The 14,791-nt window shown below is 53.3% G+C and carries 1 protein-coding gene (cut by a window edge); it reads right to left on the reverse strand.

Annotation, left to right across the window (positions count from 1 at the left end; translation table 11 throughout):
* Nucleotides 1-14,791 carry the 3' portion of an SdrD B-like domain-containing protein gene (locus CRP01_RS43035; RefSeq protein WP_233752766.1) on the reverse strand. The gene runs 24,497 nt beyond the window's last position, so 14,791 of the gene's 39,288 nt are visible here — the last part of the coding sequence; its start codon lies off the right edge, out of view — the gene reads right to left on this strand; it ends in the stop codon at nt 1-3.

The following is a 14,791-nucleotide window of genomic DNA, read 5'->3' on the forward strand; positions in this document are numbered from 1 at the left end:
TCAATCTATTAGAACCATTTTTCGCGTTGCGGAGAACCCGTTTACATTCATGCTGTAATATAATAAACCTGCGGGAAGATTCCCACGTTCCAGGACAATTTCGTTGTATCCTGCCGGATATTCATCCGTTATTATTTTCAACAGCTGTCCACGGGCGTCCATGAGCAAAAATTCAACTGAACTTTGCACGGGTAATTCAAAGCCTATTTTGGTCTGCTGACCAAAAGGGTTCGGGTGGTTTTGGAATAATCGGGGGGAAGTAGCCAACGTTTTGACCGATGGATTGAAATGAAGCTCTACATCGAGCGCTTGTCCTTCAACTCCGTAGGCTTCACGGGAGATATAACGAGAATCAATCCAAATAAGTTGTTTGAGCGGTGCATTTACTTTCGATCGCACCACCAGGGTGTATAACCTATTGGTACTCATTGTATTTCCGGGATCCAGATCCGGATGATTCCAGCTATTGGTGAGCATTCCGCGGTCGACAAATCGCCGGCCGATATGCTCGGGTTGGGCTATTCCGTATTCGATATCCATTAATTCCAGTGCATCCGGATTGAAATTCAGCGTGAACTGATAGCCGAGAATACGCTGCAACTCGTCCGAATGAATATCGATCCGATATTCCTTACCGGGTTCGAGCAGCTGATCGTCTACGTTCAGGCCAAATTTGCCCACGGCGTTTCTCGCTCCACCGGGATCTTCACTGTTGGCGATCGCCGAACCATTGAGATCACCGATCTTGATCGCCCGGAAATTAGCGCCCGACAGGCAATCCAGCAGATTGTCCACCTCGATGTATTCCGGGAAGTCCTCCGCCAGCGGATTCGTCGTATTGGTAAACTCGTAAGCCGCATCCACAAATCGCCAGCTGGTATTGGTCCGCAGATCATCGTTTTCACCAAGCAGCAACTGCCGCATTTCGAGCAGGTCCATCGTAGTGACGGTACCGCTACCATTGAGGTCCGCAGCGATGAGCAGGTACGGATCTGTGATCACATTCTCACCCATCAGATGGGCCCGCAGGTAAAGCAGATCGAAAGTGGTCAGCCCGTTGCGGTCATCACCATCCTTTTCCGGTGTAATGCGGTAGTTGTATCCATCTACCACATTGTTAAACAGATATATGCCCTGTACGTTCGTTTGGTCATCGGCATTCATCGCCTCGCCTTCCAAATGTACGATCACATCTTCCACCGGAACGGACCAGGAGGTCTCGATCGTTCCCTCCACACTGATCTCTCCGCAACCGGTACAGATCTCCTGTTCGTCCTGAACGAATACCCTCACGGTACACGACTTGAAATTGCGTCCGCCGACCGTACCGTCCGGTTGTGGCGCCAGCGGATTGTCGGCATTATCCCACACATGGACTTCCAGATCCACGCTGTAGCGATCGTCACAGGTCAGTTGGAGGCTGCTCCGGTCCAGATCGGGCAGTTCGCCGATACGATTCACGGAGAATCGGAGCGGTGCGGCGCATTCACTGAGATTACAGGAAGCCAGCTCGGAAGCAAATACCGAAACTGCGGCCTCGTCCGTAAATCCGTCGCCGTTGATATCCGTATCCGCCGGCAGTGCTTCCAGATTGACGATCATACCATCCAGGCAGATCGGATCGGGTACAAAGCAGTCGACTACTTCTAGCGGCATGATGGCTGTCGAACGGTTGTTGCAGCCATCCGCTACCCGGATAAGCAGATTATGTTTACCCAATGGTAAGGTAGTCCGGATAGCGTAGTTCGGATAAGTACCTACCAGCGCATCTTCGCTGATCAGTTCCCGTTCCACCGATCCGTCGCCGTTTTCATCCACCATAATGGTGAAATTCAGCAATTCCGCGATACAGTTCTCGGTGATCGTGAACGGATAGAGTATTTCAGCCGCACACTCCTCGGTAGTAGTACAGAACGGTGCCGGTTCTTCAAAGTCGATTTCCGGATCCACCTCATCGTACAAGCTGATGATCTGACTGTACTGCCAGTAACCCGTGGAGTTGACCGTACGCCAGTAGCCTGCCGGATTGGTGGTGCCGTCACAGACCTCGGACTTTTTGTTGGCGCTCGGAATGAAGTTGTTCTCGTTCCGGTCTGCATCAACATACACCTCGTTCGCCGAGCGACTCAGTACCCAGACATCCGCTTCGCCGGCTATACCATTACAGTTCTCATCCCGGCTGATGACGACCGGAGCCGAAATACCGTCCCACTCACAGTGGTTGATCACGTGGTAAGTCCGCATGATCCGGGCGCAGGCTTCGCCGGATACCGGCAGGATCTCGTCCGTATAACGAACCGTTACGGAATCACATCCGAATTTATACAGACTGATGCCGTACTCATCGATACAATCCGTCTCCACATCCGCGGGGAATCCGATCTCGTAATCTGCGCTGTACTGGATCGTAATGACCTGTTCGAAAATACTGGCCGAAACATTACCAACCCGGTCGACGGCCTGGAAGCGACGCGTGATGGTTCCCCCACCACACTCGTCCAGTGCGATCACCGGCGCCAGTTCAATGGCTTCGGCGGCACAGTTATCCACTACATCGGGAATTCCGAAGAGTCCGGCCAACATCGTGGAATCACTGGCCTGGAAGTTCAGCGGCAGTTCATCGCAGTGGATAAATTCATCCTCCAGACCGGTACAGAACGGCAGACTCTTATCTTCAACCAGAATACTGGTGTTACAAACATTGGTATTGCCGTTGATATCGGTGATGCGCAATTCAACTTCCACGTACAGTCCGGCATCGCAGCAGGTCAGATCGACATACGGCCCCCAATCCGAGTAGAACGGCGTGAGCAGCGTATCGCAGGTCTCCGGATCGCGGGTATATTTCCGACGCACTTCCATCGTGATCGGCCCACCGCATTCGTCGTAACTACCTTTATCGATCTGCTCGGCGTAGATCCGGGCCAGACCAAATCCACCGATGGAAACATTCAGTCCACCGACACATTCCGCTATCGGAGCCAGTTCATCCACTACCCGGAACGGGCAGTCCTGAGTAGCCAGCAGGCCACAGGCACTTTGCAGAATGTAATGGATTATGTATTCGCCGGTCGGCAGGGTATTCATCACGCGGGAGTCACCCTCACCGATCACCGAAATAACGGCACCTTCACTGTCCAGGATCTCCGTCATCAATACGTAGTCGATCGCTTCGCAACTGCTGTTGACCTCCACGATCGGCATCGGAATCTCTACGGTGGCAAAACATTTCTCCGGATCGGTACCGAAGATCATGATGCCATCCAGTACCGGACCGTTGTGTTGATCCACCGGACAGATAATACTGGCCGTGCCGAATCCGTCGATCGTGATCACCTGCACTTCCACCAGACTTTCACCCGGCAGACATTCATCCGTGATGGTCCAGGTCCGGTTGATGACCACACTTTCGGCACAACCGCCAACCACTTCATCCGCATAAGATGCCGACAGATTGCAATAGTCAGGATCCAGAGAGAATTCATCAAAGGCGGTAAGCACCGTCGGGTAACCGGTCACATTTGGATGCGGGTGACCGTTATCATCCGTTTCGAAGGTAGCGTCACAATCGAAGGACAGATCTACCGGCATATTGACATCGTCAAAATTCGGCTTGCGGATGTAGATCCGCTGTTCACAGGTAAAGTCCTGACCGGTGATCGTATGGATCGTGAAGGTTCTCAGAATAGTGATCACCGTGCACTCCCCGTCATCGACGATCTCATCGGAGAAATCGATGTGATCGACCCCGCAGGCATTCAGAATAAAGGGTTCGCCGGTCACGATCAGGCTGCCCGGGTTGTTGAGGATGAAATCCACATCGGTGCAGATGAAATCCAGGTAACCACCATCACCATCCCCGAATCCGGTTACGTCATCCGGACAGATGACCTGAGGAGCCGGCGGTGTCAGTTCCAGACTGAAGGAACATTCACTGTTCTGCTGATCACTGATCACAATGGTCTGATCGGCAAGCGGGAAAGGACCGAGCACCACCGTTTCTCCGTAGGTTCCGGACTGCCCATTACTGCTCGTCCAACCCTGAGCGGAGGCATTAACACTGGAAATAAATACGGTTGCCGTATAGGTATCGTCGTTAGGATCTTCCGGAGTTCCCATGTCATCACAACTTACTTCCTGGATCTCCGCCGTCACGGCACACTGGCTATCCGAGCAGGGCGCGGGTGCCTGGGCCGTAGCAGTAGTCATACAACCGGCATCTTCGGCATCGGCCAGCGTCAGGCTGACGTTACCTTCGCTGATCGGGAATGGCCCCAGGGTGATGGTCTCACCGTAAGCGCCACTCAGACCGGCTTCCGCGAAGGTCCATCCGGCCGAGGCGTAGGCTGCATTGACCGTCAGATCGAAGTAGTAGACATCATCGGTTGCATCCGCGCCGGTACCATTATCATCACAGGTAACGTTGCTGATCACCGCTTCTATTCCGCAAACCCGACAATCCGCCGGATCGAGGGTAACGATCGCTTCACAATTCGGATTGAGCAGATCGATAAATACCAGATTTCGGCTACCCTCAGCTACCGGGAACGGGAAGACCGGCATAAATGGCTGGCCGTAGAAGCCGGTACCTAGCACCTCACCGGTGCTTTCGTCGGAAACGATGTAACCGATACTGGCCCCTACATCCATCGAGGTGGCGATGATGCTCGCGGTGAATATATCATCCGACGCATCGGCGGGGGTACCGCCATCATTGCAGATGATCTCAATATCGTTTTCTGCGACATCGATGACGCACAGATCCGAACAGGGTTCGGGTGCATTTACAAAGATGGCCGCCTGACATTCCGGATTGGTTTTGTCCAGTACCTGAATCGTAATGGCACCATTCGAAACCGGCACTCCGCTGATCATGGTCGGTTGACCGTAAATACCGGAGTATTTGCGGTCAATACTGACCCATCCGTTGCCGCTACCGTTTCTAATGGTCACACTGAAGGAGAAAGTATCGTCCTCATTGTTACCGTAGGTGCCGGCCGGATCGCAGACGATCTGTCCGATCTCCACCCGTAGGTTACATTCGCCACAATCATCCGGCACTCCGATGTCGACGGTAGTCGTACAGCTCGGGTCCTCATCGTCAACGATGGTTACCGTGAGTACTTCTCCCATGGTGACGAAGGCCGGTGAGGTTACCGGTTCTCCGTAACTACCCGAGAAGGTGATGTCCCGCGCCGATGCCGTCCAGGTTCCGGAAGTATTTTCGCCGGTCACCGTCAGGTCAAAGACAAACAGTTGATCACCACTTTCGTGGCAGCTCACATTAGAGACCAGCGCTTCCAGCGTACATTCGGAACAGGTTTCCGCGGTTGGAGCAGTTACCGTTACGGTCGTGCTGCAGTCCGGGTTGCTGTTGTCCACTACCGTGAAGGTGATGGTCTCTCCCGTAGCCGGGATCGGTGCGGAAGTGGTCAGTTCACCGTAGTTACCAATAAAACTGATGCCTCCGCCGGTTGCCGTCCAGCTACCTTCAGCGGGTGCGGCATCCACCAGCAGATCGAAAGTAAAGGTGCCGTCGTTATTCGGCGTACACGCAATATTGCTGGCCGTTGCGGCGGTGATCGGGCAAATAAAGCAGTCTTCGGCCGTAGGCGCCTGTACCGTGAAGGTAGTAGTACAATCTCCGGTTTCCAGGTCGGTCAGTTCGAAGGTGTAGAGATTACCGGTCGCCGGTAAGGCGATGGAGGTGGTCGTTGTACCGTAAACTCCGGTGAAGACCAGGTCTCCGCTGACCGCTCTCCAGTTGGCGCCCGTGTTGATCCCGCTCACGTCCAGATCGAAAGTAAACATCCCGCTGACCGTTTCCGAACACTCGATATTGCTCACCGCTACTTCCTGGATCTCACAAACATCGGCCGAGCAGCCTACCGGCGGATCTACCGTAACCGTCACAATACAGGCATCGTTGGTACAATCGCGGAACGTCAGTTCTACCGGGCCGTCGCCGGCCATATACGGTCCGAAGGTAAATGGAACGCCGTAAGCACCGGTTTCCTGGATATAACCGAATTCTTTCTGGTTCCAGCAGTTGCCGTAGTTGTGCTGACCGATCACGGTCACATCAAAGGTATAGGTATCATCCGACGGATCGAGCGTGCCTTTATCGTCGCATTTGATGTTGTTCACCACGGCATCGATCAGACATTCATTGGAACATCCGCGATCGGGTGCCTGCAGCACGACGGAAGCCGTACATTGACTGTTGACATTATCCCGGAAATTGATCACTTTGTTACCTCCACTGATCGGGAATGGCCCGAGGATGGTGGCTACACCGTACTGACCGGTAGGCGTATTCGGATCGTTGGAACGCCAGAAACTGCCGTTATTAAATCCATCCACGGTCACGATCGCGATATATTGATCATCGGAATTGTCATAAGGCGTGCCGTTCGGATCACAAATGATCGTCTCAACGATGGCATTGATCTGACAGTTTTCAGAACAACGTTCCTCCGGCGGATCCACCGTAATGACCTCCTGGCAAGCGCCCTCCTGATCATCGGCAAAAGTGATCGTCACTGCACCGTCGGCAAAGGCATACGGTCCGAAAGTGAAGCTTGTGCCGTAATTACCTGACCAGGTATTACCGAAGTTGTCGGTAGCATCCCATCCGTTCGGACTGCCGTTGAAATTACTGGCTTCCAGTACTACAAAGTATACATCATCGGACGGATCGAAGTCCGTACCGTTATCATCACAATAGGGCGTCTGCGGCTGAATGAGCGTGATCTCACAGACATCCGAGCAGGTCTGGGGCGGAGCCACCGTCAGTACATCCGTACAATCGGGATCATCATTGTCCCGAACCAGGATGGATACCGCACCATTGCTGATGAAAAACGGTCCGATGGTCGTGACTTCGTCGTAATTGCCGCTATAGGGCGTACCGTTCACTGTACCCGTCCAGCCGGAACCTTTTCCTTCACCATTTACCCGGATCTCGAAAGTCCAGGTATCATCGTTCGGATTACTTTCCGTTCCGTTCGGATCGCAGATGGTCCGGATCAGAGTAGCCGTAATATCGCAGGGCACCTGCACATCGATCACCGCCGGATCGTAATCATCTTCATCTCCCGCAGCATCTCCGGTATTGGGAGCAGCGCTTCCGTCTCCATCCACTGCATCGTCAGCGGGAGAATTCGGCAGACCGCCACCGTCGTTGCCATTGATCTGATCGTATTGTGAATCGGCATCTTCCAGTCCGAGGGCATTTTCCGCCGCACTGATCTCCGCTGCATTCACAATTGAGCTACCGCCGGGGTAAGCCGGATCGATCCGAAGCCCCAGGGTAACGATCGTGGAAGTACCACCGGCCAACGGACCGGGGATCACCCGGGTGGCCAGTGCTCCTGATTGTGACCAGTTGGCATCATCGAGCAACATGCCGTCCGGAATGTAATCGGTGATCTCGATATTGGTCGCAGCAATGTTGCCCTGATTGATCAGTTCGAATGTAAACAGTACCAGGGTGCCGGGGAACAGATCGGTCGGGTTTACATTGCTTACCCGTTTGATCAGCGCCAGGTCAAAGCATTCCCGGGTAACAATTACTTCGGTAGTTGCCGAGCAACCGGCGGCATCGGTAACCGTTACGCCGTAAGTGCCGGCGGACAGATTATCCACGCTTAAGCCCGTCGCTCCATTACTCCATTCGATCGTGTATTCCGGCGTACCGCCGCTGATCGCAATCTGAATGCGACCATCGTTGCTTTCGCAGGAAGTACTCACATTTTCTTCAATGGTAATTTGCGGCAGCGGATTAACCACTACCTCGATCGTACCCGTGGCGGAGCAATTACTGCCGTTGGTAAAGGTGTAAGTAATCGTGTGAGTACCGACTCCGGCCAGTGATGGCGTAAATAATCCCTGTGCACTAACCCCGGGTCCGGAGAAAGTGCCTCCGCCCGGACTGGCCTGCAGTTGTTGGGGCGCATCTTCCAGACAGAAGGCATCCGCCGCTACAAACTCGATCACCGGTGCGGCCAGGATAGAGATGGTCAGAGTCTCTGTCGCCGAGCAACCCAGTTCGTCGGTATAACTGTAGGTAATCGTGTAGTCGCCGACTGCCAGTCCGGCCGGGTCAAACGTACTACCGCTCACGCCCGTTCCGGAGAAAACGCCACCGGCCGGAATGCCTGCCAGGGCAACCGGATCGTTGTCCTCACAAACGGCCGTGACGCCACTTTCCGTATCGACGATCAGGTCGGGCAGTTCATTCACCTCAATCGTAATGCTCGCCAGTTTGTCACAACCATTGGCATCGGTGACGGTGAGTCCGTACACGGTAGTTTCCGTCGGAGTGACAGTAATGGATTCCGTCGTTGCTCCGGTACTCCAGAGATATTCGTAAGTGGGCTGCCCGCCGCTCACCGTTGCCGTTAACACCGATGAACCTCCGGCGCAGACTGCTTCATCTTCCGTCAGAATAGCTACGATCAGATCGCTGGCTTCACTTAGTGCAAAGCTGGCTTCCGCCGTACAATTATTGGCATCCGTAACGGTCACCGTATACGTACCGGCGGTAAGGCCATTCAGATCTTCCGTAGTTGCCCCATTACTCCAGGCAAATGTGTATGGTGCCGTGCCGCCGGTTACCACCAGATCGATAGCCCCACTCGCATCACCAAAGCAATCAGCATCGGTCACTAAGGTGGCATCCAGATCGACCAGCAGTTCTTCCGCTTCTTCAATCGTGAAGTTCGCCGTCTCCGTACAATTATTCGCGTCCGTCACCGTAACGGTATAAGTACCGGCCGTGACATTGATCAGGTCTTCCGTGTCCGCACCGTTGCTCCAGGCAAAAGTGTAGGGACCAGTGCCGCCGCTGACTACCAGATCGATAGAACCGGTTGCATCGCCAAAGCAATCTGCATCATCCACTACCGTTGCATCGATATCAATTACCAGATCACTGGCTTCTTCAATGGTGAAGCTCGCCGTCTCCGTACAGTTATTCGCATCCGTCACCGTAACCGTGTAAGTACCGGCAGTGACGTTAGCTAAGTCTTCTGTATCCACGCCGTTGCTCCAAGCATAAGTGTAAGGAGCGGTGCCGCCGCTTACCACCATATCGATGGAGCCACTAGTTTCACCAAAGCAGTCTGCGTCGTCTATTACTGTGGCGTCAAGATCAATTACCAGTTCGCTGGCTTCTTCAATCGTGAAGCTAGCCGTCTCCGTACAATTATTCGCATCCGTAACGGTCACGGTGTAGGTTCCGGCAGCGAGGTTATTCAATTCCCCGGTACTTCCACCGTTACTCCATGCGTAAGTGTAGGGTGCCGTACCACCAGTTACGACCAGAGCAATCGAACCGCTCGCGTCGCCGAAGCAATCCACATCTTCCACTGCGGTCGCATCCAGGTCAATCACCAGGTCACTTGCATCCTCTACTGTGAAGCTGGCGGTTTCGGTACAGTTGTTGGCATCAGTAACCGTCACGGTGTAGGTGCCGGCGGTTAGATTGTTAAGATCTTCGGTAGTCGCACCGTTGCTCCATCCGAATGTATATGGAGCGGTACCGCCACTTACCACCAGATCAATAGATCCACTGGCATCACCAAAGCAATCTGCTCCGTCTACTACCGTAGCATTTAGATCAATTACCAGATCGCTGGCTTCTTCAATTGTGAAGCTAGCGGTTTCGGTACAGTTGTTGGCGTCCGTAACGGTCACCGTATAGGTTCCGGCCGTAACGTCGGTCAGATCTTCGGTGTCAGCACCGTTACTCCATGCATAAGTGTAAGGAGCTGTGCCGCCGTTTACTACCAGATCGATAGAACCACTGGCATCACCGAAGCAGTCGGCATCATCTACCACTGTCGCGTCAACATCGACTACCAGATCGCTGGCTTCTTCGATCGTGAAGCTTGCTGTCTCCGTACAATTATTCGCATCCGTAACGGTCACCGTGTAAGTGCCCGCAGTAACGTTAGTCAGATCTTCCGTTTCTGCACCGTTGCTCCACTCGAATGTGTAAGGAGCGGTGCCGCCGCTTACCACCAGATCGATAGAACCGGAAGCATCACCGAAGCAATCCGCATCGTCAACCACTGTTGCATCAAGATCGATCACCAGATCGCTGGCTTCTTCAATCGTGAAGCTTGCTGTCTCCGTACAATTATTCGCATCCGTAACGGTCACCGTATAGGTGCCCGCAGTAACGTCGGTCAGATCTTCCGTATCTGCGCCGTTGCTCCACTCATGGATGTAAGGAGCCGTGCCACCGCTTACTACCAGATCAATTGAGCCAGAAGCGTCGCCGAAGCAATCTGCATCATCCACTACTGTGGCGTCAAGATCAATTACCAGGTCGCTGGCTTCTTCGATCGTGAAGCTGGCTGTCTCGGTACAATTATTCGCATCCGTAACGGTAACGGTATAAGTTCCAGCCGTGACGTTAGTTAGATCTTCGGTATCAGTGCCGTTGCTCCACTCGAATGTATAAGGAGCCGTGCCACCGCTTACTACAAGATCGATAGAACCGGAGGCGTCACCGAAACAGTCCGCATCATCTACCACCGTTGCGTCAACATCAATCACCAGATCGCTAGCCTCTTCAATCGTGAAGCTCGCCATCTCTGTACAGTTATTGGCATCCGTAACGGTCACCGTATAAGTGCCTGCTGTGACGTTGGTCAGGTCTTCGGTATCAGCACCGTTGCTCCACTCGAATGTGTAAGGAGCAGTTCCACCGCTTACTACCAGATCGATGGAGCCAGAAGCATCGCCGAAGCAGTCCGCATTATCCACTACCGTATCGTCAACATCAATTACCAGGTCGCTGGCTTCTTCAATTGTGAAGCTCGCCGTCTCCGTACAATTATTAGCGTCGGTTACCGTGACCGTATAAGTACCAGCTATAACGTTGGTCAGATCTTCCGTGTCTGCGCCATTGCTCCATTCAAATGTATAAGGGGCCGTGCCGCCGCTGACTACCAGATCGATGGAGCCGCTGGCATCACCGAAGCAATCCGCATCATCCACTACCGTGGCATCAACATCAATTACCAGGTCGCTGGCTTCTTCGATCGTGAAACTGGCTGTCTCGGTACAGTTATTCGCATCGGTCACCGTGACCGTATAGGTTCCGGCAGTAACGTTAGTCAGATCTTCGGTATCCGCACCGTTGCTCCAAGCATAGGTATATGGAGCCGTACCGCCGCTTACTACCAAATCAATCGATCCGGAAGCATCGCCGAAGCAATCCGCATCATCCACTACGGTGGCGTCAACATCGATCACCAGATCGCTGGCTTCTTCGATCGTGAAGCTCGCTGTCTCTGTACAATTGTTAGCGTCGGTTACCGTGACGGTATAAGTACCAGCTGTGACATTGGTCAGATCTTCGGTGTCTGCACCGTTGCTCCACTCGAATGTGTAAGGAGTCGTGCCACCACTTACTACCAGGTCGATAGAGCCAGAAGCATCGCCGAAGCAGTCCGCATCATCAACTACCGTCGCATCAACGTCGATCACCAGATCGCTGGCTTCTTCGATTGTAAAGCTGGCCGTCTCTGTACAGTTATTCGCATCCGTAACGGTCACCATATAGGTACCAGCCGTGACGTTGGTCAGATCTTCCGTGTCAGCTCCGTTGCTCCACTCATAGGTGTAAGGAGCCGTGCCACCGCTGACTACCAGATCGATGGAGCCGCTGGCATCACCGAAGCAATCCGCATCATCCACTACCGTAGCGTCAACATCAATCACCAAGTCGGTGGCTTCTTCAATGGTGAAGCTCGCTGTCTCTGTACAATTATTCGCATCGGTCACCGTGACTGTGTAAGTTCCAGCCGTGACGTTAGTCAGATCTTTTGTGTCCGCACCGTTGCTCCATTCAAATGTATAAGGGGCCGTGCCGCCGCTTACTACCAGATCGATGGAGCCAGAAGCGTCGCCAAAGCAGTCCGCATCATCAACTACCGTTGCGTCAACATCAATCACCAGATCACTAGCTTCCTCAATGGTGAAGCTCGCTGTCTCGGTACAATTATTCACATCTGTAACGGTCACTGTGTAAGTGCCAGCCGTAACATTGGTTAAATCTTCCGTGTCTGCGCCGTTGCTCCAAGCGTAGGTATATGGAGCTGTGCCGCCGCTGACTACCAGATCGATGGAACCGGAAGCATCGCCGAAGCAGTCCGCATCATCTACCACCGTGGCGTCAACATCAATCACCAGATCGCTAGCCTCTTCAATCGTGAAGCTCGCCGTCTCTGTACAGTTGTTGGCGTCGGTCACCGTGACGGTGTAAGTGCCCGCTGTGACGTTGGTCAAATCTTCCGTATCAGCGCCGTTGCTCCACTCGAATGTATAAGGAGCCGTGCCGCCGCTTACTACCAGATCAATGGAGCCGCTGGCATCGCCGAAGCAATCTGCATCATCAACTACCGTGGCATCTACATCAATTACCAGATCAGTAGCTTCTTCAATTGTAAAGCTTGCTGTCTCCGTACAGTTATTCGCATCCGTCACTGTGACGGTATAAGTACCCGCCGTGACGTTGGTCAGATCTTCCGTATCTGCGCCGTTGCTCCACTCGAATGTGTATGGAGCAGTACCACCGCTGACTACCAGATCGATGGAGCCGGAAGCATCGCCAAAGCAATCCGCATCATCTACCACCGTGGCGTCAACATCAATCACCAGATCGCTAGCCTCTTCAATCGTGAAGCTCGCCGTCTCTGTACAGTTGTTAGCATCCGTAACGGTCACGGTGTAGGTGCCCGCCGTGACGTTGGTCAGATCTTCGGTATCTGCTCCATTGCTCCAAGAGAATGTGTAAGGAGCGGTGCCTCCGCTAACTGCTAGATCAATAGAGCCACTGGCATCGCCAAAGCAATCGGCATCATCCACTACTGTGGCATCAAGATCGATTACCAGATCACTAGCCTCTTCGATCGTGAAACTGGCCGTCTCGGTACAGTTGTTGGCGTCCGTCACCGTGACGGTGTAAGTGCCCGCGATAACGTTGGTCAAATCTTCCGTATCAGCGCCGTTGCTCCACTCGAATGTGTAAGGAGCCGTGCCGCCGCTAACTACCAAGTCAATAGAACCGGAAGCATCGCCGAAGCAATCCGCATCATCAACCACCGTAGCGTCAAGATCAATTACCAGATTGCTGGCTTCCTCAATCGTAAAGCTCGCCGTCTCTGTACAGTTGTTGGCGTCGGTCACCGTGACCGTGTAATTTCCAGCCGTGACGTTAGTTAGATCTTCCGTGTCAGCGCCGTTGCTCCACTCGAATGTGTAAGGAGCAGTGCCGCCGCTAACTGCTAGATCAATCGATCCACTGGCATCGCCGAAGCAATCCGCGTCATCAACCAACGTCGCATCAACGTCGATCACCAGATCAGTAGCTTCTTCAATTGTAAAGCTGGCCGTCTCCGTACAGTTATTCGCATCCGTAACGGTCACAGTGTAAGTGCCCGCTGTGACATTGGTTAAATCTTCGGTGTCTGCACCATTGCTCCAGGCGTAAGTGTAAGGAGCAGTGCCGCCGCTGACTACCAGATCGATAGAACCGGAAGCATCGCCGAAGCAATCTGCATCATCCACTACTGTGGCGTCAAGATCAATTACCAGGTCGCTGGCTTCTTCAATCGTGAAGCTCGCCGTCTCGGTACAGTTATTCGCATCCGTCACCGTAACGGTATAAGTACCGGCCGTAACGTTAGTTAGATCTTCCGTGTCAGCACCGTTACTCCAGGTATAAGTGTAAGGAGCCGTGCCGCCGCTTACTACCAGATCGATGGAGCCACTCGCATCGCCGAAGCAATCCGCATCATCCACTACCGTAGCGTCAACATCGATCACCAGATCGCTGGCTTCTTCAATCGTGAAGCTCGCTGTCTCCGTACAGTTATTCGCATCCGTAACGGTCACCGTATAAGTGCCTGCTGTGACGTTGGTCAGGTCTTCGGTGTTTGCGCCGTTGCTCCATACATAAGTGTAAGGAGCCGTGCCGCCACTTACTATCAGATCAATGGAGCCACTGGCATCGCCAAAGCAATCGGCATCATCCACTACCGTTGCGTCTACATCGATTACCAGATCGCTGGCCTCTTCAATGGTGAAGCTCGCTGTCTCCGTACAATTATTCGCATCCGTGACGGTCACCGTATAGGTGCCGGCCGTGACATTGATCAGATCTTCCGTTTCTGCTCCGTTGCTCCAGGCATAAGTGTATGGAGCAGTGCCACCGCTTACTACTAGATCGATAGAACCGCTAGCGTCACCGAAGCAGTCGGCATCATCAACTACCGTAGCGTCAACATCAATAACCAGATCGCTAGCTTCTTCAATGGTGAAGCTTGCCGTTTCTGTACAGTTGTTGGCATCCGTAACGGTCACGCTGTAAGTGCCCGCTGTGACGTTGGTCAGATCTTCCGTATCAGCGCCGTTGCTCCACTCGAATGTGTAAGGAGCAGTGCCGCCGCTAACTGCTAGATCAATCGATCCACTGGCATCGCCGAAGCAATCCGCGTCGTCTACTACCGTGGCATCAACATCAATCACCAGATCGCTGGCTTCTTCAATCGTGAAGCTCGCCGTCTCGGTACAGTTATTCGTATCTGTGACCGTAACGTTATAAGTTCCGGCCGTGACGTTAGTTAGATCTTCCGTGTCTACGCCGTTGCTCCACTCAAATGTATATGGAGCAGTGCCGCCGCTAACCACCAGATCGATGGAGCCAGAAGCATCGCCAAAGCAATCCGCATCGTCCACTACCGTGGCATCAACATCAATTACCAGGTCGCTGGCT

This window comes from Flavilitoribacter nigricans DSM 23189 = NBRC 102662 (genome assembly GCF_002646595.1).
Taxonomy (GTDB): Bacteria; Bacteroidota; Bacteroidia; order Chitinophagales; family Saprospiraceae; genus Flavilitoribacter; species Flavilitoribacter nigricans.